This window comes from Aurantimonas sp. Leaf443, assembly GCF_001425575.1.
Taxonomy (GTDB): domain Bacteria; phylum Pseudomonadota; class Alphaproteobacteria; order Rhizobiales; family Rhizobiaceae; genus Leaf443.
Genome location: NZ_LMRD01000013.1, coordinates 14,784 through 36,255, shown reverse-complemented (window position 1 = coordinate 36,255; position 21,472 = coordinate 14,784). Strand labels below are relative to the sequence as shown.

Below are 21,472 nucleotides of genomic sequence, written 5' to 3'. Positions count from 1 at the left end.
AACTGAACCGTCCAGTTCAAGGGCCTTCGCGCGGGGAGGCGGCGGAGGAACGCTTTGGCAGGTGCCACGCAGGATCCGGACGGCCGCCGGCCGACCGCCGACATGCCGGAGCCCGACCGGGACAATCCGAAGGTGCGCCAGCTCATGGCGGGCGCGCGGCGCCTCTTCCTGGACATGCCCTATGACGGCGTCAGCACCGACGCGATCGCGCGCGCGGCCGGCGTCTCCAAGGCGACGCTCTACGCCCATTTCGCCTCCAAGGAGGATCTCTTCGCAGCTTTGATCTGCGACGAGTGCCGCGCCATCGCGAGCGGCCTGCCGGCCATCGTCAGCGAGGCCGGCGACGTGGAGACGGTGCTGCGCCGCGTCGCCCGTCAGTTCCTCGCCATGTTCGCCACGCCCGACGCGCTCTCGCTCCACCGCATCATGATCGCCGAGGCGCCGCGCTTTCCCGAACTCGGGCAGATCTTCTTCCGCAGCGGGCCGCGCGTCCTGAAGGACCGGCTCGCCGCCTTCCTGGAGCGGGCCGATGCCCGCGGGCTCGTGGCGATCACCGATCCGCAGCTCGCCGCCACGCAGTTCCTGTCGCTCGTGGAAGGCGACATCCCCCTGCGCGCCCTCGTCGCCGTCCAGGCCGTCTCGCAGGCCGAGTGCGACGCCCTGGTGGAGGGCGGCATCCGCGTCTTCCTTGCAGCCTACGGTCGCAACCCGAAGACGTGAAGGAACCGGCCGGTCGCGCCGTGCGTCCCTGTCGCAAGGCCGGGCGTTTTTTCGCCAAGCCCTAAAAATCGAGGGTTCCCCGAGAGGTGGGCCACGATATGTGGAGCGCGTCCGGTTCCGGCCGGGCGGCGACGGCACCCGTGTCACAATCGGGGCCTATCGCACCGCGAACGGAAGAAAAGGATTCGGGTCGCGCGCCGGACACGGCGAAAGCGGCCCGCGCAAGGGTGGAAGCATGAAGAGGCAGGAGCTCATCTCCGACGTTCAGGCGGCGGTGGAAGCGGCACGTGCGGAGACGGGCGTCGTCTATGTGAACCAGCTGACGCGCCAGCTTCTGGAGCGCTACTGGAACAGGGCGGGCGGCGTCGAGCCGATGATCACGCGCATCATCGTCGAGGAATGCCGGCGCACCGGCGTCTCCATGCGCTTCGCGGAGGACGCGGCCCGGCGCCAGGCGTGAACCGTCCTGCGGCGCGGCGCCCGCACGCGCGGGTCTCGCGCGCCGTCAGGGCCGGGCCAGAGCCTCGGCCAGCGTCGAGCGCCGGGGCGGGCGCTCGGTCAGGTCGAGCCCCTCCAGGAGGCTCTCCATATGCTCGCGCATCAGCCGCGCCGCGCCGTCGCCGTCGCCGCTGCCCAGCGCGTCCAGAAGAGCGTGATGGGCGGCGTTCTCGCAGAGGATCTCCGGCCGGCGCCAGTAGAGCGCGACGACGAGCGAGGAGCGCGACAGGAGGCCCGAGACGATCTCCGACAGGACGGCGTGCCCGGCGATCTCGGCGATCACGCTGTGGAAATGCGCCGAGAGATAGACCGCCTCGCGCGGATCGTCCGCCGCCAGCGCCCGGTGCTCGGCGTCGAGGCAGGCGCCGAGCCGGGAAAGGCCGGTCTCGTTCATCCGCGCGGCCGCCAGCCGCGCCGTCTGCGGCTCGATGAGCGCGCGCGCCTCGAAGATCTCGCGTGCCTCGCGTGTCGAGGGATGGGCGACCGCCGCCCCGCGATTGGGCTGGATGAGGACGATGCCCTCGCGCGCCAGCGCCTGCAGGGCGCTGCGCACCAGCGTGCGGCTGACCCCGTAGACCTCCGCCACCTCCTCCTCGACGAGCTTGGCGCCCGGATCCAGGCGATGGCGCAGGATCGCCTCGTGAAGGCCGGCATAGATCGCCTCCCACGAGGCACGGGCGCCGGTGCGCGCGCGGCCCGTCTGTCCGCCTCTGGCTCCTCGTGTCGGCATGGTCCTCGATCCGCGACTGTGCGGGTGCAGCATGCCCGATTCCGGCGCGCCCCGCAAAACCATCCTCGGATACGAGGATTGTGTACAATTTCGTCATCGGCCTGATGCCTCCTTGGGCAGAGGCGGCCGGCCCGTCCCGTCCGCCCGATCCCCCCCGAGATCGCATCGCCCGGCGCGACAGGCCTTCGGGACCCCCGAATGCCATCTGGCACGCGCGATGCATGGGGAGTTGCGAACGCATCGAAGGGGCTGCGATGGCGACCGGTGATCTCGAACTCGTGCAGGTGACGAAGGCCTATGGCAGCACGATCGCCGTTGACGCGATCGACCTCAGGGTCCCGGCCGGTACCTATTGCTGCTTCCTCGGCCCGTCGGGCTGCGGCAAGTCCTCGACGCTGCGCATGGTGGCCGGGCACGAGATCGCGACGTCCGGCGACATCCTGCTCGGCGCCTCCAACATCACCGACCTCGAGCCGGCCCGCCGCGGCACGGCGATGATGTTCCAGTCCTACGCGCTGTTCCCGCATCTCTGCGTCCTCGACAACATCGCCTTCTCGCTGAAGATGAAGGGTGTCGACAAGGCGGCCCGCCACGCCAAGGCGCGCAGCGTGATGGAGCTCGTCGACCTGACGAAGTTCGAGAGCCGCATGCCGGCCCAGCTCTCGGGCGGGCAGCAGCAGCGCGTGGCGCTGGCGCGCGCGCTCGTCACCGATCCCGGCATCCTCCTTCTCGACGAGCCGCTCTCGGCGCTCGATCCGTTCCTGCGCCTGAAGGTGCGCACCGAGCTCAAGCGCCTGCAGCGCGAGCTCGGCATCTCCTTCCTGCACGTGACCCACGGCCAGGACGAGGCGATGGCGCTCGCCGACCTCGTCGTCATCATGAAGGACGGTCGCATCGAGCAGGCCGGCACGCCGCAGGACGTGTTCCACCGGCCGGCCACCGCCTTCGTCGCCCGCTTCATGGGCGGCCACAACGTCGTGCCGATGGGCGCCGGCGAGGTCACCGTGCGCGCCGACCGGGTGCGCCTCGGCGTCGGCGGCGAGGGCACGCGCACCTTCGCCGGCGAGGTGCGGGGCGTCGAATACCAGGGCGCGACCGTGACCGTGGTGCTCGCGAGCCCGACGGCCGGCGAGATCACCGCCGTGATCCCGGAAGAGCAGTATTTCCCGCAGCCCGCCGGGCTCGGCGAGACGCGCCCGATCCACTGGTCGCTTGCCGACGAATACGCGCTTGGCGCCCGCGCCTGACCCTTCCGCCCGAGCCGGCACGCCGGCCCCCGGGGCGGACGATGCATCCAGACCCCCTTTCTTCGATCCAGGAGGACGACAGATGACCGAGACCAAGACGCCGAGCATGGACCGCCGCAGCTTCCTCAAGACCTCGGCCGCCGCTGTCGCCGGCACCGCGCTCGGCTCGGGCGCCATCACGGGCTTTCCGTACGTGCGCGCCCAGGAGGCGGTGACGCTGCGCTATCTCGGCACGGCGGTGAACCAGTCCAAGGAGATCGCCGACAAGGTCAAGGAAGACCTCGGCATCACCATCGAATACGTGCCCGTCACGACCGACGAGGTGACCAAGCGCATCATCACCCAGCCGAACACGTTCGACATTGTCGACACGGAATATTTCTCGCTGAAGAAGTTCGTGCCGACCGGCAACCTGATGGGCATGGACGCCAAGCGCATCAAGGAATTCGACAATATCACGCCGGTCTTCACCAAGGGCGAGATCGACGGCCGCAAGATCGGCGACCAGGGCACCGCGCCCTGGAAGGTGCTCTATCTGGAAGGCAACAAGTCCAAGACCTTCTCGGCGAGTCCGACCGAGTGGATCTCGCTGATCCCCACGACCTACAATGCCGACACGCTCGGCATCCGGCCCGACCTCATCAAGCGCCCGATCGAGAGCTGGGCCGAGCTCCTGAACCCCGAGTTCAAGGGCAAGGCCTCCATCCTCAACATCCCCTCCATCGGCATCATGGACGCGGCGATGGTGATCGAGGCGACCGGCAAGTACAAATATCCCGACAAGGGCAACATGACCCGCGACGAGATCGACATGACGATCGAGACGCTGATCGAGGCCAAGGAAGCCGGGCAGTTCCGCGCCCTCTGGTCCGACTTCAACGAGAGCGTCAACCTGATGTCGTCGGGCGAGACGGTCATCCAGTCCATGTGGTCGCCGGCCGTCACGGCGGTGCGCTCCAAGGGCATCGACTGCGTCTTCCAGCCGCTGAAGGAAGGCTATCGCGCCTGGGCCTCCGGCTTCGCGCTCCCCGCCACGCTCGAGGGCCGCAAGCTCGACGCGGCCTACGAGTTCGTCAACTGGTTCCTCTCCGGCTGGGCCGGCGCCTTCCTCAACCGCCAGGGCTACTATTCCGGCGTTCTGCCGACCGCCAAGGCCTCCATGGAGCCCTACGAATGGGCCTACTGGATGGAGGGCAAGCCCGCGAGCCAGGACATCAAGTCTCCGCAGGGCCAGATCATCGCCCTCAAGGGCGCGACCCGCGACGGCGGCTCCTACGAGCAGCGCATGGGCGCCGTCGCCTGCTGGAACGCGGTGATGGACGAGGACGCCTACATGATCCGCAAGTGGAACGAGTTCGTCGCGGCCTGAGGCTCGCAGCGATCGGCGGGGGACGCGGGTCCCCTGCATCCCCGCCAGGGGATCCGCGTCCCCTCGCCCCCATCCGTCTTCGCCCTCCCGGGACTGGCCGGCGGCCCGACCCGGGGATCGGGGGCGGAGACGGGTCCGGGGCGGCAGCCCTGCCCAAGCCACCATCAGAGCCGGAGCCCCGCATGGCCGCATCGTCCCGCAACGGGGTCGTCCCCTATCTCCAGGCCATGCCGCTGGCGCTGATCTTCCTGCTGTTCCTGGTGATCCCGCTCGTCCTCATCGTGGTGGTGAGCTTCTGGACCTACGAGAACTACCAGATCCAGCCGGCCTTTACGGTGCAGAACTATCTCGACGTGTTCGACCGCTGCATCACCCGCCTGCCGGCGCTCTGCACCACGTTCAAGACCTATCTCTCGACGCTGACCTTCTGTCTCGCGGTCTGGGTGCTGACGCTCGGGATCGGCTTCGTCATCGCCTATTTCCTCGCCTTCGAGGTGCGCAGCCCGGAAATCCAGTCGGCGCTCTTCCTCGTCTGCACCGTGCCCTTCTGGACCTCCAACGTCATCCGCATGATCTCCTGGATCCCGCTCCTCGGCCGCGAGGGCCTGGTGAACCAGACGCTGATCGGGGCGGGCCTGATCGACACGCCGCTCGACTGGCTCCTCTACTCCTCCTTCTCGGTGGGGCTGACCTTCGTCCACCTCTTCACCTTCTTCATGGTCGTGCCGATCTACAATTCCATGCTGCGCATCGACCGCTCGCTGATCGAGGCGGCGCGGGACGCGGGCGCGAGCGGCTGGCAGATCCTGTGGAACGTGATCGTGCCCCTGTCCAAGACGGGCATCGCCATCGGCTCGATCTTCGTCGTCACCATCGTGATGGGCGATTTCATCACGATCGGCCTGATGGGGGGCCAGCAGATCGCCTCGGTCGGCAAGACGATCTCGGTGGAGATCAGCTATCTGCAGTTCCCCGTGGCCGCCGCCAATGCCGTGGTCCTGCTCGCCACCGTCCTTCTCATCATCTTCGCGCTGACGCGCGTCGTCGACATCCGCAAGGAGCTGTGAGCCATGGGCGACCGCCGCAGCCGCGCCTTCCTTCCGCTGGCGCTCTTCTTCGCGCTCTTCGTGGCCTTCCTCTACGGGCCGACGCTGACGATCTTCATCCTCTCCTTCCAGGGGCCGGAAGGGGGCATGACCTTCCCGATGCGCGGCCTGTCGCTGCACTGGTTCGGCGTGCTCTGGCAGGGGCTCGGCGTGGTCGACGTCTGGGCGGCCTTCGCGCGCTCGCTGCGGCTCGGGCTGATCGTGACGGTCCTGACCGTCGTCGTCTCGCTGATGGCCGGGCTCGCCTTCCGCCGCCGCTTCGTCGGCTCGACGCTCCTCTTCTACACCGCCATCGCCAGCCTCATCCTGCCCTCCATCGTCGTCTCGCTGGGCATCGCGCTCGAGTTCCGCATCCTCGACGACTTCGTGAAGGCCAGCGGGCTCGGCGGCGCGGGCTATCAATCGTCCATGGGCCTCTTCACCTCCGCGCTCGGCGCCCATCTCACCTGGACGCTGCCCTTCGGCATGCTCATCATGTTCGCCGTCTTCAACCGCTTCAACCCGGCCTACGAGGAGGCCGCGCGCGACCTCGGCGCCGGCCCCTGGCAGACGCTGCGCCATGTCGTGCTGCCGATCATCGCGCCCTATCTCATCGGCGTGGCGCTGTTCGGCTTCACCCTCTCCTGGGACGAGATCGCCCGCACCAGCCAGGCCATCGGCGGCCCGAACACGCTGCCGCTCGAACTCCAGGGCCTGACCTCGACCGTGACGACGCCCGCGATCTACGCGCTCGGCACGATGACGACGACCGTCTCCTTCCTCGTCATCGGCCTGACGCTCGGCACCGGCCTTTATCTGCGCCGCCGCCGCATGCGCGGCGCCTCGGATGCCGGGCGCGGGGTCTGACGGCCCCGGCCCGTCGCCGCCCCTCTTCCTCCCCCGCCGCGTCCTCCGGCGGCTCTGCAGATCGATGGATGGAGCGCCACTCGTGCGTCCCGAGGGGCGCATGGCGCTCCCAACGGACCGTTTCGCCATGCGCCTTTGCTTCATCAACCCCAATGCCACCGCCTCCATGACCGAGAAGATCGCCGCCGCCGCGCGCCGGGCCGCATCGCCGGGCACGCGGATCGTGGCGCTGACCAACGCGGACGGCCCGCCCTCCATCCAGGGCGAGGCGGATGGCGAGGCGGCGGTGCCGGGGCTCCTGGCGCTGATCGAGGCCAATGCCGGCGCCATGGACGGGTTCGCCATCGCCTGCTTCGACGATACGGGTCTGGCGCCGGCGCGCGCGCTCACCGCGCGCCCCGTCGTCGGCATCGGCGAGGCGGGCTACCGCGCGGCGGCCGAGGCGGGGCACCGCTTCTCGGTGGTGACGACGCTTGCCGTCTCGGTGCCGATCCTCGACGCCAATATCGGCGCCTATGGGCTGGCGGCCATGCGCGCGCGCGTGCGCGCCTCGCAGGTGCCGGTCCTGGCGCTGGAGGAGGAGGGCGAGGCGGCGCGCGAGAAGGTGGGCGCCGAGATCGAGGCGGCGATCGCCGAGGACGGGATCTCGGCCGTGGTGCTCGGCTGCGCGGGCATGGCCGATCTCGCCCAGACCTATACGCGCCGCTTCGGCCTGCCTGTCATCGACGGGGTCGCGGCCGCCGTCGCGCTGCTCGAACGCGAGGCGGCCGCGCGCTGAACGCGCGCGTCAGAGCGTGACGTAGGTGCCGAGTTCCACCACGCGGTTGGCCGGGATGCGGAAATACTCGATCGCGTCGTAGGAGCGGCGCGCCATGCGGATGAAGAGCTTGCTCTGCCAGCGCGGCATCGGCCCGCGTTCGGCCGACTTGATGGAGCGCCGGCCGACGAAGAAGGTCGTCGACATGACGTCGAACTTCACGCCCTTCTCGCGCAGGCGGATCAGCGCGTGGATGAGGTTGGGCTCCTCCATGAAGCCGTAGTTCAGCTCGATGCGCGAGAAGCCGGGGCCGAGCGGCTCGTAGACGATGCGCGTCTCCTCGTCGACATAGGGCGTGTCGGCGGTGCGGATGGTGACGACGACGTTCTTCTCGTGGAGGACGCGGTTGTGCTTGAGGTTGTGGAGGAGTGCCGAGGGCACCTGGTCGGGCGTGGAGGTCAGGAACATGGCCGTTCCCGAGACGCGCGTGACCGAGGAACTCTGCATCGAGCGGATGAAGACGTCGAGCGGCATGTACTGCTCGGCCGAGCGGCGGGCGAGCACGTCGACGCCGCGCATCCACACCCACATCAGGAGGACGATGACGGCGCCCACGACCAGCGGCAGGTAGCCGCCGTCGGCGATCTTCAGGATGTTGGCCGCCAGGAACGCCGAGTCGATCGCCAGGAAGGGCAGGAAGACGGCGAGCGACAGGCCGAGGCCCCAGCGCCAGCCATAGGCGAAGACGACGATGGCCAGGATCGAGGTGACGATCATCGTGCCGGTGACGGCGATGCCGTAGGCCGAGGCCAGCGCCGAGGAGGACTGGAAGAACAGGATGAGCAGGACGACGCCGATCATCATCAGCCAGTTCACGGTGGGCAGGTAGATCTGCCCGCGCTCCTTGGCGCTCGTGTGCTCGATCTGCAGGCGCGGCAGGAGGCGCATCTGGATCGCCTGCTGGGTCAGGGAATAGGCGCCGGTGATGACGGCCTGTCCGGCGATGATGGTGGCGACGGTGGCCAGGAGCACGAGCGGCAGGCGGGCCCATTCGGGCACGGAGAGGAAGAACAGGTCCTTCACCACCGCGGGATCGGAAAGCGCGAAGGCGCCCTGGCCGAGATAGTTGAGGAGGAGGCAGGGGCCGACGAAGGCCAGCCAGGCCATGCGGATCGGCTTCTTGCCGAAATGGCCCATATCCGCATAGAGCGCCTCCACGCCGGTGACGGCGAGGAAGACCGAGCCGAGCACGGTGAAGCCGACGATGCCCTCGCCGAACATGAAGGTCAGCGCGTTGAGCGGGTTCAGCGCCTCCGCGATCTGCGGCGCGTCGCCGATGTGGTAGAGGCCGATGATGCCGAGCACGAGGAACCAGATCACCATGATCGGGCCGAAGAAGCGCGCCACGCTCGCCGTGCCGAAGGACTGCACGGCATAGAGGCCGACGATGATGACGATGGCGATGGGCACGATGAACTGGTCGAGCCCGGGCGCGGCGACCTTCAGGCCCTCGACCGCCGAGAGGACCGAGACGGCCGGCGTCAGGATGGCGTCGCCGTAGAAGAGGGCGGCGGCGATCATGCCGAGGAAGAGGACGGTGCGGCTCGGCTTGGAGAGCGCCTTCTGCGTCAGTGCCATGAGCGAAAGCGCGCCGCCTTCGCCCTGGTTGTCGGCCCGCAGCACGAGGAAGACGTATTTCAGCGTCACCACGACGATCAGCGACCAGACGAGCAGCGAGACGATGCCGATGATCTCCGCCGGCGTCGGGTTCTCGCCGACATGGAGGATGGACTCCTTCATCGCGTAGAGCGGGCTCGTGCCGATGTCGCCGTAGACGACCCCGACGCTGCCGAGCGTCAGGCCGAAGAGGCCGTGGCGCGCGTGCCCGGCATCGGCCGCATCTGTCCGGTGGCCAAGCGCGGCGTCCGTCTCGGGAATGCTCATGGGGTGAAACTGTCCTGCATCGCGAAGGCGCGCCTCAAGTCCCGTGCGCCGGCGGCGGTTCCGAACGGTCCGGAGGAGGGCCGGCCGGTCGGGTTTGCGGTCGCGGGCGGTATCGTAGCGATCGAGCCTTGACCCAAGATGTGTGGCGCGAGGTTCCGAGCAAGGCCCCGGTCGCGCGGCTGGGCGCTCTTCATGCAGATTCCGGCGCGCGACGCAAGCGCCGGCGCCCCTGCCGCGACGGCCGGACGCGGATCGCGATACGCTCCTGACCCGTTCTGCAACCGATAGCCCCGCCGATCCGCACCGCCCTTCATCGCACGCCGCGATGACGCGCGTAAGACCCGCCGAAACGGCCGGTCCGCGCGGCCGTGCGGGTCAGGGCGCGTCGAGGATGTCGCGCACCCGCGTCGCGAGATCGGCATAGGTGAAGGGCTTGGTGAGGAGGGCGACGCCCGGATCGAGGCGGCCCTGGTGGACGATGGCGTTGCGCGCGTAGCCGGTGGTGAAGAGGACCTTCAGGTCCGGCAGGGCGGCCCGCGCGCGGCGCGTGACCTCCGCCCCGTCCAGCCCGCCGGGCAGGACGACGTCGGTGAAGAGGAGGTCGATCCGTTCGCCCTGCTCGGCCAGGATGCGCAGGGCCGCCGGCCCGTCGCCCGCCTCCACGACCCCGTAGCCGAGATCGCGCAGGACCTCGACGGAATAGGCGCGCACGGCCTCGTCGTCCTCCAGGACGAGGATGGTCTCGCGCTGCGAGCCGCCCGGCACGATCTGCGCGGCCTCCTCCTCCTCCTGCGCGCCGTCGGTGAGGCGCCGGGGCAGGTAGATCTTGACGCTCGTGCCCTGGCCCGGCTCCGAATAGAGCTTCACATGGCCGCCCGACTGCTTGACGAAGCCGTAGACCTGGCTGAGGCCGAGCCCGGTGCCCTTGCCGACCTCCTTGGTGGTGAAGAAGGGCTCGAAGACCTTGGACAGGGTCTGCGCGTCCATGCCGGTGCCGGTGTCGGTCACCGAGAGGAGGACGTACTGGCCGGGCGTGACCTCGGCATGGTGATGGGCGTAGCCGGCGTCCAGATGGCTGTTGCCGGTCTCGATCGTCAGCCGCCCGCCGTCCGGCATCGCGTCCCGGGCGTTGACGGCAAGGTTCAGGATCGCGTTCTCGAGCTGGTTCGGGTCGGCCTCCACCTGCCACAGGCCGCCGGCCAGGACCGTCTCGATGGAGATCGTGGCGCCGAGCGAGCGCTCCAGGAGCTCCGACATGCCGGTGACGAGGCGATTGACCTCGACGGGGCGCGGCTGCAGCGGCTGGCGGCGCGAGAAGGCGAGAAGGCGGTGGGTGAGGGCGGCGGCGCGCGTGGCGCCGGTCATCGCGTTGGTCGCCGCGCGCCGCAGCCGCGTCTCGTCCTCCGGCAGGCGGCGCAGGATGAGGTCGAGACTGCCGGTGATGATCTGCAGGAGATTGTTGAAGTCGTGCGCGACGCCGCCCGTCAGCTGGCCCACGGCCTCCATCTTCTGGGCCTGGCGCAGCAGGTCCTGGGCGGTGGCGAGTTCCTCCGCCTGGCAGCGCGCGGCGGTCACGTCGCGCCCGTAGCCGTAGACGTAGTCGCCCTCGCGCGCCGTGTGCCAGGAGATCCAGCGATAGGACCCGTCGGCGTGGCGGTAGCGGTTCTCGAAGTCGGTGAGGTTGGCCTTCTCGAAGGCCTCGGACAGCGCCTCGCTCGAGGAGGGCGCGTCGTCGGGATGGATGAGGTCGAGCGAGGACAGGCCGACGAGGGTCCGGGGCGGGTGGCCGAGGATCGTCTCGAAGGAGGGGCTCGCGGCCCGCACGACGTTCTGCGCGTCGACGAGGACGATGAGGTCGCGCGAGTTCGTCCAGAAGCGGTCGCGGTCGGCGGTGCGCTCGGCAACGAGGGCTTCCAGCTCGTCGCGCGAGCGGGCCAGCACCTCGCGCGCGTCGACGATCTCCTGGATGTCGGTGCAGGTGCCGAACCAGCGCGCGATGCGCCCGGAAGCGTCGCGGATCGGCTGGGCGCGCCCCAGCACCCAGCGATAGGCGCCCGAGCGATGGCGCAGGCGGTATTCGATGCGATAGGGCTCGCCGGTCTCCAGGCTCTGGCGCCAGACCGCCCAGGCCTTCTCCTGGTCTTCGGGATGGAACATGCCGTTCCAGCCCTCGCCGTCGGTCGAGCCGGCGGGGACGCCCGTGAACTCGTACCAGCGGTCGTTGTAGTAGTCGTGGAACCCGTCGGGGCGCGTCGACCAGACCATCTGGTCGATCGAGTTGGCGATGGCGCGGAAGAGATCGCCGCCGCCGGCGTCCAGGTTTCCCGCGACGTCCGTCTCGTTCGCTAGGCTCGTCCGTCCATCCATCGTCACTGCCCGTCGCCTCGGCTCTTCCATCGACGCATACCCCGTGGCGCGATCGGTTTGCACTTGCAAAGCGGCACGGACGGAGCCGTCCGCGGTTCCCCCTCCGGCCGCGCGCCGCAAGGCCACGCCATCGCTCCTGCCACGGCCCTGGCCCGTGCCTCGGCCATCTGCGCCCCGCTGCGCGGGCGCCATGGCGGTTCGGTGATCGGGCTCGCGCCGAAACCTATGCGGCTCGGAACAGTCAGGGAAGGGCGGACGGCAGGCGAGGGTTCCGGCACGGCGGCGGGAAAAGCGAGGAGCCGGCCGGAACCGGCCGGCGATCCTGCCGTGCGTCCGGCCTGCGCCAGGGCGCAAAGCAAAACCCCCGCCACGAGGGACGGGGGTTCGCTTCATCTTGGTTGCGGGGACAGGATTTGAACCTGTGACCTTCAGGTTATGAGCCTGACGAGCTACCGGGCTGCTCCACCCCGCGTCACGACCGGGTCGGCTTCTCGCCGCCGGTGATGGGGATATATGCGACGGGACGATGAATGGGAAGAGGAGATTTCACTCCTCGCGAAGAAAACGACAACCCCTTCGACGCGCTGGGGGTTTTCGAGCGGTCGGCCGTCATGGTTGGGCCGAGGATACAAGAAGGGCGCCCGCCCGCAAGGGCGGCGGGCGAATCGAGGCGGGCGGGATGGGGAGGCGCGCGCCGGCCCGCGACCGCTCGGGGCGAGCGCGGAGCGCTTCGGCGCGATGGCGGCTCAGTCGCGCAGCGCGCGGCGCAGGATCTTGCCGACCCCGGTCTTGGGCAGCTCGTCGCGGAACTCGATCTCGCGCGGGCGCTTGTAGCCGGTGAGGTTCTCCCGGCAGTAGGCCTTGACCCCCTCGGCTGTAAGGCCTGCGTCGCTGCGCACGACGAAGAGCTTCACCGCCTCGCCGGAATTCTCGTCCGCCACGCCGATGGCCGCGGCCTCGGCGACGCCGGGCATGCGCGTCACCACGTCCTCGACCTCGTTGGGATAGACGTTGAAGCCCGAGACGTTGATCATGTCCTTCTTGCGGTCGACGATGCGCACGGAGCCGCGCTCGTCCATGATGCCGATGTCGCCGGTGAGGAGATAGCCGTCCGGCGTCAGCGCCTCGCGGGTCTCGCGCGGCCGGTTCCAGTAGCCGGCCATCACCTGCGGGCCGCTGATGGCGATCTCGCCGGGCTCGCCGAGCGGCACATCCGCGCCGTCTTCGCCGAGGATGCGGAAGATCGTGGACGGGATGGGGACGCCGATCGTGCCGGTATAGTCGGGCGAGAGGACGGAGTTGCAGCTCGCCGAGGGCGAGGTCTCCGACAGGCCGTAGCCCTCGCAGATCGAGCAGCCGGTGAGGGCGCGCCAGCGCTCGGCGACCGCCGCCTGCACGGCCATGCCCCCGCCCACCGACAGGATGAGGCCCGACCAGTCGACGCTCTTGGCCTCCGGGTGGCGGGCGATGGCGGCAAACAGCGTGTTCACGGCGGGAAAGGAGTGGAAGCGCTGGCGCTTCAGCTCCTTCAGGAGGGCCGGGATGTCGCGCGGGTTGGGGATGAGGATGTTGCAGCCCCCGAGACGCATCGAGAGCAGCATGTTCACGGTGAAGCCGAAGATATGGTAGAGCGGCAGGGCGCAGACGGTGTTGACCTGCTCGCTCGCGGGCACCTTGGCGAGCGCCGGCTCGTACCAGGCCTGCGACTGCAGGACATTGGCGACGAGATTGCGGTGCGTCAGCATCGCTCCCTTGGCGACGCCCGTCGTGCCGCCCGTATATTGCAGCACCGCGACATCGTCGAGCGCGGTGCCGGCGGGGCGGGGCGCCGTGCCGCCGCGGGCCATGAAGGCCTTCCAGCCGACGGCGCCCGGCAGATCGTAGGGCGGCACCATCTTCTTCACGCGGCGCACGACGAAGTCGACGACGAGGCGCTTGGGGAAGGGCAGCATCTCGGCGAGCGAGGTCACCACGACGTGGCGAAGCTCCGGCACCTGCGCCCGGCATTCGGCGAGCGTGGCGGCCATGTTCTCCAGAATGACGATGGCCGCCGCGCCGCTGTCCTTCAGCTGGTGCTGCAGCTCGCGCGGCGTGTAGAGCGGGTTGGTGTTGACGACGACCATGCCCGCCCGCAGGACGCCGGCGACCGCCACCGGATACTGGAAGACGTTCGGCATCATCAGCGCGACCCTGTCGCCCGGCTTCAGGCCGCTGGCCTGGAGGGCGGAGGCGAAGCGGCGCGAGGCCTCGTCGAGGGCCGCGAAGGTCAGAACCGCGCCCATGAAGCGGAAGGCGGGCTTGGGGCCATGCAGGCGGAACGCCTCGTCGAACAGCTCGACGAGGCTCGTATAGGCGATTTCCGGCAGGTCGTGCGGCACGCCTTCGGGATATTGCGACAACCAGGGCCTGTGCATGACGCCCACCTCCTCCCACTGTTTTTGGAGCAGGCTAGCATGCCGGACGGGAAAAGCGAGCGTTCTTCCGTTTACGTCAATGGAAAGATGCGGAAGGCCGCCGGGAGGGCGTCAGAGAGGGCGGCGGCGCGGCCCTCAATGGCCGAAGCCGAACAGGCGCGCCGCGAAGATCGCGGTGGTCAGCGGGCCGACGATCAGGCCGGCGGCGACGATCGCCCTGGGCGCCGCGCTCCCGTCGCGCGGGCCGAGCGATGCGGCCACCGCGAGGGGGCTGAGGATGAGGACGGGGTGCAGCCAGTAGATCTTCACCTGCGTCGCGCCGCTCGCCGCGACCGCCAGGGCGGCGAGACCGAGGCCGACGAGGATCGAGCGCGCGGCCAGGCGGCAGGCGGCATCCCCCGGCGCTTCGGCGTTGCGCCGCAGGGCGCGGCGTCCGCCCGCGAGGATCGCCACCGCCACGAGAGGCGCGACATACAGGGCGGTCTGGCCGGCGAGGTCGAGAAGGCCGGCGGCGCGGTCGCCGAGGAAGGATCCCGCGGCGCCGAAGGCGAACTTGCCGGCGCTGTCGCCGAGACGTTCGGCATGGTCCATCAGCCAGAGCGCCGGGGCGGCGAGGACGAGCGCGGCCGTGGCGAGCGACAGGAGGAGCCCGCGCGGCGAGAGGCGGCGGGCGAGCGCCGGCTGCGTGGCGAGCGCGATCGCGGCGGCGAGGAGGAAGAGGCCGCTATTGTACTTGCCCAGAAGCGCGGCCGCCGCCGCGAGGCCGAGCGCCACGTGGAGGCCGGGCGAGGCCGGCGCCTGCGCCGCCCCGTCTCCTGCCGAAGGCGCCCGCAGGAGCCGCGCCAGGACGGCGAAGACGCACAGGCAGCCCAGCATGGCGGTGAGCGAATGGGAGAAGGTGCGCTGCGCCTCCCAGCCGATCTGCGGCAGGAGGAAGAGGCCGAGCATGGCCGCGGCCGAGGCTTCGCGCGACAGGCGCAGGATGCGCGCGGCCGTCCAGGTGGCGGCGAAGACGCCGAAGAGGACGGCGAAGCGGGCGATATAGACCGCGGCGAGCTGTTCGCCCGCCACCAGCGCGACGAGGCGCACGATCCAGGTGTGGAGCGGCGGCTGCACCCCGCTATAGCCGAGCGCCCAGGCGCCGGCATAGGTCAGCTGCTCGCGGTCGTCGGCGGCGGCGGCGACGCCCGTCGCAAGGTTCAGCCCCAGATTGCTCAGGAGCACGATCCCGACGAAGAGGAGCGGGGCGGGAATGCCGAGGATCCGCGCCCGGCAGAAGGCCCCGATCGCTTCGTCGACCCGGTGCAGCGCCGGGACCCATGGAAGGGGCGCGCACCGGCCGGGGCCGGAGAGGCGCAGCGATCGGGCGGTGGGCAGGAGCATGGTGTCCTCGGCGGCGGCGTCGGGCGCGTCGGCGCCGGTCGGCCAGCCCTCTAGCGCAGCCTCATGCGCTGCGGAAGACGCCCGCGAGGCCCGGCGCCCCATGCGTTCAGCGCGCGGCGTCCTCCAGGATCATCCGCGCCCCGTTCATGGCGATCATCGCCGTCGGCGTGTTGGTGTTGCCCGACGTGATCGTCGGCATGATCGAGGCGTCGACGACGCGAAGGCCCGGCAGGCCGCGCAGGCGCAGACGCGCGTCGAGGACGGCGCCGGGCTCGTCGTCGGCCCCCATGCGGGCGGTGCCGACGGGATGGAAGATCGTGGTGCCGATATCGCCGGCGGCCTTGGCGAGCGCCGCCTCGTCGTCGCCCGTGCCGGGGCCGGGCAGGATCTCCCGCGGCCCGTAGAGGGCGAGCGCGGGCTGAGCCATGAGCCGGCGCGTCTGGCGGATGGCGTCGGCGGCCACGCGCCGGTCCTCCTCGGTCGACAGGTAGTTCGGCGCGATGATCGGCGCCTCGCCGGGCTCGGTCGAGCGCAGGCGCACCGTGCCGCGCGAGGTGGGTCTCAGGTTGCAGGCGCTGACCGTGATGGCCGGCTCGCGATGCAGCGGCTCGCCGAACTTGTCGAGCGAGAGGGGCTGGACGTGGAACTGGATGTCGGCCCGGTTCAGGCCGGCGCGCGAGCGCATGAAGATGCCGAGCTGCGAGGGCGCCATGGTCAGCGGCCCGCGGCGGCGGAAGGCGTAGTCGAGCCCCATCAGCGCCCGGCGCGGCAGCGACCAATAGGTCTCGTTCAGCGTGCGGATGCCGCTCACCTTGTAGATCGCGCGCTGCTGGAGATGGTCCTGCAGGTTGGCGCCGACGCCCGGCGCGTCGAGGACGGGGGCGATGCCGAGCCGGGAAAGCTCGGCCGCCGGCCCGATGCCGGACAGCTGGAGGATCTGCGGCGAGCCGATGGCGCCGGACGCGAGGATCACCTCGCGCCCGGCGCGCACCTCGCGCGAGACGCCGTCGCGGCGGTAGCGCACGCCCACGACGCGCCCGTCCTCCACCACCAGCCGCTCGACCATGGCATGGGTGACGAGCCGCATGTTCGGCCGCTTCAGCGCGGGTTTCAGGAAGCCGCGCGCCGCCGACCAGCGCCGGCCGAGCTTCTGGTTCACGTGAAAATAGCCCGCGCCCTCGTTGTCGCCGCGGTTGAAGTCGGCATTGGCCGGAACGCCCATCTCGACGGCCGCCGCATGCACGGCGTCGAGCACCGGCCAGGAGAGGCGCGGCGCCTCCACGCGCCAGCCGCCGCCGACGCCGTGATGCTCGCTGTCGCCGAGGAAATGATCCTCCATGGCGCGGAACAGCGGCAGCACGTCGCTCCAGCCCCAGCCGGGCAGGCCGAGCGCGCGCCAGCCATCGTAGTCGGCCGCCTGGCCGCGCATGGCGATCATGGCGTTGATGGCCGAGGAGCCGCCGATCACCTTGCCGCGCGGATAGGAGAGGGCGCGCCCGTTGAGGCCGGGTTCGGCCTCGGTCCTGAACATCCAGTCGGCGCGCGGATTGCCGATGGCGAAGAGATAGCCGACCGGGATGTGGAACCAGATCCAGTCGTCGCGCCCGCCCGCTTCCAGCACGAGGACGCGGTGGCGCCCCGAGGCGGTCAGCTGTTCGGCCAGGACGCATCCGGCCGTGCCGGCGCCGAGGATCACGAAGTCGTAGGTACCGTCGAGCGTTTCCATGCTCCGGTTCGACCATGACCGCGCGCGGCGGGCAAGACGCCCTTCGTCGAAGGCGGACGGCGCCGGGCTCGGAGAGCCGGCTTACCCGCAGCGCACGCGCACCACGATATTCTCGTCGTTGGTCTCGAGGTTGAGGCGCGTGCCGATGAATTCCTGCGTGATCGGCTGGTTGGGATAGAGGACGCGCACGCTGGCGGCGCCCGACAGGCTCTTGGCCTCGTCGCTCGCCGCCACGTTGCCGAGCCGGCCGACGACGCCCTGCGCGGCACCGGCGTCGCATCCGGCCGTGGCGGGCGGTCCGCCGACCGGTCCGCCGAGGCCGCCGGCGACCGGCGTTCCGGCCATGCCGCCGGGCAGGCCGGGCGGCGTGCCGTAGCCTGGCGCCGCGGGCGCGCCGATCGCGGGGGCGGGCGGCAGCGGCGGCAGTTCGGCCCGGCGCTCCTGCGTTCCCGAGCAGCCGGCGGCCAGGAGAAGCGCGCCCGCAGCGCCGCCCAGAACCGTCGCACGTGTCGCCGTCATCGCGTCGTCCTTTCCGGGCGCTTGCCGGGTTCCGGAGGGCCTCGCGGCAACGCGAATCGGCCCGGTCCTTCCCGTTGCGCCAAAAATCGTTAGAAGACCCTCAAGCACCCGGCCGGGTCATAGAGGGGGAATGTTCCCTGCCGGCGGACGACGGCAAGAGTGGACGGGCATGAGCAACGACAGTTTCATCCGCGAAGTCAACGAGGAGATGCGCCAGGACCGCGTGCGCGCGGTGTGGACGCGCTTCGGCCTCTGGCTCCTCGTCGCCGCCATCCTCGTCGTCGTGGCGACGGCCGCCATCGTCGGCTGGCAGAGCTACCGCAGCGCTGAGGCCGACGCGGCGGGCGACCGCTATCTCGCCGCGCTCGACCTCGCCGAGGCCGGACAGTCCGCCGAGGCGGTGACGGCGCTCCAGGCGATCGTCGCCGAGGATGTCGGCGCCTATCCCGATCTCGCCCGCCTTCGCATCGCCGAGCTCGAGCAGGCCGAGGGCAAGCTGCCCGAGGCGGTCGCGAGTTTCGACGCGGTGGCGAACGACGGTTCGGTGGCGCAGGCGCTGCGCGATCTCGCCGCCGTGCGCGCGGCCTATATCCTCGTCGACACCGGCACGCGCGACGACGTGCTCGCCCGCGTCGGGCGGCTGAACGCCGAGGGCGAGGCGATGCGCTACGCCGCGCGCGAGGCGCTGGCGCTCAGCGCCTACAAGGCGGGCGCCGGCGAGGAGGCCCGCACGCTCCTGCAGGGCCTTCTCGACGACCAGGGCACGCCGAACGGCATCTCCACCCGCGCCCGCGTCGTCCTCGACGTGATCGCGGGCGCGGCGCCCGCGCCGGCCCCCGCCACGCCTGCCACCCCGGCGGCCGCCGCTGCGGCGCCGGCCGAGACGCCCGCCGCCCCCGCCGCCCCGGCCCCGGGCACCAACTGATCCCGCCCCGCGGCGAGACACGAAAGTCGAGGGCATGGTCACCATCGCCATCATCGGACGCCCGAATGTCGGCAAGTCCACCCTGTTCAACCGCCTCGTCGGCAAGCGCCTCGCCCTCGTCGACGACCGGCCGGGCGTCACGCGCGACCGGCGTCCGGGCGACGCCCATCTCCTCGACATCGCCTTCGAGGTGATGGACACGGCCGGCCTCGAGGAGGCCGGCGCCGAGACGCTGGAGGGGCGCATGCGCGCCCAGACCGAGGAGGCCATTTCCTCCGCGGATCTCTGCCTCTTCATGATCGACGTGAAGAGCGGCCTGACGCCGGCCGACCTCACCTTCGCCGAACTCCTGCGGCGCAAGGCCGCCAAGGTGATCCTCGTCGCCAACAAGGCCGAGGCGCGGGGCTCGGACGCGGGCTATTTCGACAGCTACTCGCTCGGCCTCGGCGACCCCGTCGCGATCTCCGCCGAGCACGGCGAGGGCATGGGGGACCTGCGCGACGCGCTGGTGGAGGCGCTCGGCCGCGCCGCCTTCCGCGTGAAGAAGACCCGCCGCGAGATCCAGGCCGAGCGCGAGACCGGCATCGCCCTGCCCGAGGGCACCGACCCGGAGGATCCGGACGTCGAGGAGGTGATCCCGCCCTACGACGCCACCAAGCCGCTGCGCATCGCCATCGTCGGGCGGCCGAACGCGGGCAAGTCCACCCTCGTCAACCGCTATCTCGGCGAGGACCGCCTGCTGACGGGCCCGGAAGCGGGCATCACGCGCGATTCCATCTCGGTGGAGTGGGAGTGGCGCGGGCGCCGGGTGAAGATGTTCGACACGGCCGGCCTTCGCCGCAAGGCGCGGGTGCAGGAGAAGCTCGAGAAGCTCTCCGTCGCCGACGCGCTGCGCGCGATCAAGTTCGCCGAGGTCGTCGTCATCGTGCTCGACGTGACGATCCCCTTCGAGAAGCAGGACCTGTCCATCGTCGATCTCGTGGTGCGCGAGGGCCGGGCCCCCGTCATCGCCTTCAACAAATGGGACCTCGTGGAGGACCGGCAGGCCGTGCTCGCCGACCTTCGCGAGAAGACCGACCGCCTTCTGCCGCAGGCGCGGGGAATCCGCGCCATCACCTGCTCGGGCGAGACCGGCGAGGGGCTCGACCGGCTGATGAAGGCCGTCGCCGACACGCACGAACTCTGGAACAAGCGCGTCTCCACGGCCAAGCTCAACCAGTGGCTCTCGCGCGTCGTCGCCCACCACCCGCCGCCGGCCGTCGCCGGGCGCCGCGTGACGGTGAAATACATGACGCAGGTCAAGTCGCGGCCACCGACCTACATGATCTCGACGACGCGGCCCGAGGCGCTCGGAACCGCCTATACGCGCTATCTCATCAACAAGCTGCGCGAGGATTTCGGCCTCGACGGCGTGCCGATCCGGCTCGGACTGCGCAAGCCGGCCAACCCGTATGCGTCCAGAAAGCCCCGCCGGTCTTGAAAACACCCCAATTCGTTAACCATGAGTCAAGGTTAATGGATGATGATGATCGGCATCCGGTGGTTAACGACGCGGCGGTGGGGTTAGGATGCGGGAAGATGAACGAGGGGGACGACCGGGTTTGACCTTCGAATGGCGAGGCCGCTTTTCCCGATTTGTCGTTGCATCGGCCGCAGCACTTCTCCTGACTCCCGTCCTCACCACTTCCGCCGCGCATCAGGACATGACGAGCCTCCTCGGCGGCGCCCGTGAATCGGCCCGCTGGAAGGCCTTCTTCGTTCCCGCGCCCGGCACCTCGCTCGAGACCGCGGACATCGCCCTGTCGCCGGACGGCTCCGCCCGGCGCGGCTCCAGGGGCCTGATGGGCGCCGACGGCCGCCTCTTCACCCTCGCCTCGCAGGGGCCCGTGTCCAACAGCCCCGACGAGACGCGCGTCAAGCGCGCCGACAAGGGCCGCCGCGTGGTCTCGCAGACGCCGGCGAGCGACCTGCCGCCGCGCGGCTTCGCCGCCGGCTCCATCATGGAGCGCCAGAGCCTTCTCGGCAGCCGCGTCATCGGCGGCGGCGAGCGCATCCGCACCGCCTTCGCCAAGATCACGCCGGAAACGCGCGACGCCATCACGGTCGCCGCCAATTTCCAGTTGAAGGGCCCGCCGAAGATCCCCGCGCTCGCCCCCGAGCGGCGCAGCAACGACGAACTCCTCCTCGCCTCGCTGAAGCCGACGACCGGCCCGCAGGCGCTGGGCTACGCGCCCGAGGCGACGAGCGCGACGGCCCGCTCCGCCACGCTCTTCGAGAAGGTCCTGAAGGAGCAGCCGCAGGCCTTCGTGCCCCCGATCGGCGCCAAGGACCACGCCTGGGCCGCGACGCCGCTGCCCGCCTCCGTCTTCTCCGAGAAGGAGCAGACCTGCCTCACCAACGGCATCTATTTCGAGAGCCGCGGCGAGAAGACGCTCGGCCAGGCGGCCGTCGCGCAGGTCATTCTCAACCGCGTGCGCAACCCGGCCTATCCGAAGTCGATCTGCGGCGTGGTCTACCAGAACAAGGACTGGCGCAACCGCTGCCAGTTCTCCTTCGCCTGCGACGGGCTGCGCGACCGCGTCTCCGACCCCAAGGCCTGGAACGCCGCCAAGACCGTCGCCGACCAGGTGACGCGCGGCCAGATCTGGCTCGCCGAGGTCGGCTCCTCGACCCATTACCACGCGACCTATGTCCAGCCGCGCTGGGCGCAGGCGATGGAGAAGGTCGACCGGATCGGCAAGCACATCTTCTACCGCACCTTCGGCGGCGGCTGGTAGGCGGGGCGCGCCCCGTCCGGGACCCCCCCCCCCCGCGCGTTTGACGCCGGCGCCACGCCGGGGCTAACACGGTCGCGCGCGGACCGTGTGCACGGAGGCCGCGATCATTCGACAGCGAGCGTCCCGCGTGCGCCCCTTGAGGGC

General features: G+C 70.4%; 17 protein-coding genes and 1 tRNA gene. 10 read left to right on the top strand and 8 right to left on the bottom strand.

The genetic code is table 11. The features are described 5' to 3' along the window. The first annotated feature begins 54 nt into the window (after positions 1 to 54). A complete protein-coding gene (locus ASG48_RS17250) occupies positions 55 to 720 on the top strand; it encodes a TetR/AcrR family transcriptional regulator (protein WP_055852853.1) in 666 nt (221 codons plus the stop codon). 235 nt (positions 721 to 955) lie between these two features. Beyond that, the gene (locus ASG48_RS17245) at positions 956 to 1,180 is read left to right on the top strand and encodes a hypothetical protein (RefSeq protein ID WP_055852851.1); all 225 of its coding nucleotides are present in this window, start codon (positions 956 to 958) and stop codon (positions 1,178 to 1,180) included. 45 nt (positions 1,181 to 1,225) lie between these two features. On the opposite strand, the gene ASG48_RS17240 is transcribed toward ASG48_RS17245, so the two are convergent. Then, on the bottom strand, positions 1,226 to 1,948 hold the full coding sequence (locus ASG48_RS17240; RefSeq protein WP_055852848.1) for a GntR family transcriptional regulator: 723 nt from the start codon (positions 1,946 to 1,948) through the stop codon (positions 1,226 to 1,228). Positions 1,949 to 2,202: 254 nt separating this feature from the next. Here ASG48_RS17240 and ASG48_RS17235 point away from each other — a divergent pair, with 254 nt between their 5' ends. From ASG48_RS17235 to ASG48_RS17215, 5 genes are all read left to right on the top strand, one after another. Beyond that, positions 2,203 to 3,195 carry an ABC transporter ATP-binding protein gene (locus ASG48_RS17235; RefSeq protein ID WP_055852845.1) on the top strand — a complete coding sequence of 331 codons (993 nt, stop codon included), beginning with the start codon at positions 2,203 to 2,205 and terminating at the stop codon, positions 3,193 to 3,195. 82 nt (positions 3,196 to 3,277) lie between these two features. Continuing rightward, complete coding sequence (locus ASG48_RS17230) at positions 3,278 to 4,564, top strand: PotD/PotF family extracellular solute-binding protein (protein WP_055852843.1); 1,287 nt, start codon at positions 3,278 to 3,280, stop codon at positions 4,562 to 4,564. A 182-nt stretch (positions 4,565 to 4,746) separates the two neighbouring features. Continuing rightward, on the top strand, positions 4,747 to 5,631 hold the full coding sequence (locus ASG48_RS17225; RefSeq protein ID WP_055852840.1) for an ABC transporter permease: 885 nt from the start codon (positions 4,747 to 4,749) through the stop codon (positions 5,629 to 5,631). A gap of 3 nt (positions 5,632 to 5,634) precedes the next feature. Continuing rightward, on the top strand, positions 5,635 to 6,516 hold the full coding sequence (locus tag ASG48_RS17220) for an ABC transporter permease (RefSeq protein ID WP_055852837.1): 882 nt from the start codon (positions 5,635 to 5,637) through the stop codon (positions 6,514 to 6,516). 127 nt (positions 6,517 to 6,643) lie between these two features. Next, complete coding sequence (locus ASG48_RS17215; RefSeq protein WP_055853114.1) at positions 6,644 to 7,294, top strand: aspartate/glutamate racemase family protein; 651 nt, start codon at positions 6,644 to 6,646, stop codon at positions 7,292 to 7,294. 9 nt (positions 7,295 to 7,303) lie between these two features. On the opposite strand, the gene ASG48_RS17210 is transcribed toward ASG48_RS17215, so the two are convergent. The 7 genes from ASG48_RS17210 to ASG48_RS18970 all read right to left on the bottom strand — a co-directional run bounded on the left by ASG48_RS17210 (position 7,304) and on the right by ASG48_RS18970 (position 17,626). Beyond that, a complete protein-coding gene (locus ASG48_RS17210; RefSeq protein ID WP_055852834.1) occupies positions 7,304 to 9,217 on the bottom strand; it encodes a potassium transporter Kup in 1,914 nt (637 codons plus the stop codon). Between the two features lie 375 nt (positions 9,218 to 9,592). Beyond that, entirely contained in the window at positions 9,593 to 11,584 is a 1,992-nt protein-coding gene (locus tag ASG48_RS17205) for a PAS domain-containing hybrid sensor histidine kinase/response regulator (protein WP_055852832.1), read from the bottom strand. Positions 11,585 to 11,979: 395 nt separating this feature from the next. After that, a tRNA-Met gene (locus ASG48_RS17200) sits at positions 11,980 to 12,056 on the bottom strand. Positions 12,057 to 12,330: 274 nt separating this feature from the next. Further along, positions 12,331 to 13,998 (bottom strand): AMP-binding protein, encoded by a 1,668-nt coding sequence (locus tag ASG48_RS17195; RefSeq protein WP_055852828.1) that lies wholly within the window; start codon positions 13,996 to 13,998, stop codon positions 12,331 to 12,333. Positions 13,999 to 14,133: 135 nt separating this feature from the next. Next, positions 14,134 to 15,381 carry a glycosyltransferase family 39 protein gene (locus tag ASG48_RS17190; protein ID WP_162243939.1) on the bottom strand — a complete coding sequence of 416 codons (1,248 nt, stop codon included), beginning with the start codon at positions 15,379 to 15,381 and terminating at the stop codon, positions 14,134 to 14,136. Positions 15,382 to 15,487: 106 nt separating this feature from the next. Further along, on the bottom strand, positions 15,488 to 17,107 hold the full coding sequence (locus tag ASG48_RS17185; protein ID WP_055852822.1) for a GMC family oxidoreductase N-terminal domain-containing protein: 1,620 nt from the start codon (positions 17,105 to 17,107) through the stop codon (positions 15,488 to 15,490). Positions 17,108 to 17,188: 81 nt separating this feature from the next. Further along, positions 17,189 to 17,626 (bottom strand): I78 family peptidase inhibitor, encoded by a 438-nt coding sequence (locus ASG48_RS18970; protein WP_055852818.1) that lies wholly within the window; start codon positions 17,624 to 17,626, stop codon positions 17,189 to 17,191. A gap of 169 nt (positions 17,627 to 17,795) precedes the next feature. Between ASG48_RS18970 and ASG48_RS18410 the strand changes: the two genes are divergently transcribed. The 3 genes from ASG48_RS18410 (at position 17,796) to ASG48_RS17165 (ending at position 21,328) form a co-directional block, all read left to right on the top strand. Continuing rightward, the gene (locus ASG48_RS18410) at positions 17,796 to 18,551 is read left to right on the top strand and encodes a tetratricopeptide repeat protein (RefSeq protein ID WP_055852816.1); all 756 of its coding nucleotides are present in this window, start codon (positions 17,796 to 17,798) and stop codon (positions 18,549 to 18,551) included. Positions 18,552 to 18,585: 34 nt separating this feature from the next. Beyond that, entirely contained in the window at positions 18,586 to 20,031 is a 1,446-nt protein-coding gene (gene der / locus ASG48_RS17170; RefSeq protein ID WP_055852813.1) for a ribosome biogenesis GTPase Der, read from the top strand. A 223-nt stretch (positions 20,032 to 20,254) separates the two neighbouring features. Beyond that, positions 20,255 to 21,328, top strand: coding sequence for a cell wall hydrolase (locus tag ASG48_RS17165; protein WP_055852810.1), 1,074 nt, complete (start codon positions 20,255 to 20,257; stop codon positions 21,326 to 21,328). Positions 21,329 to 21,472 lie beyond the last annotated feature (144 nt).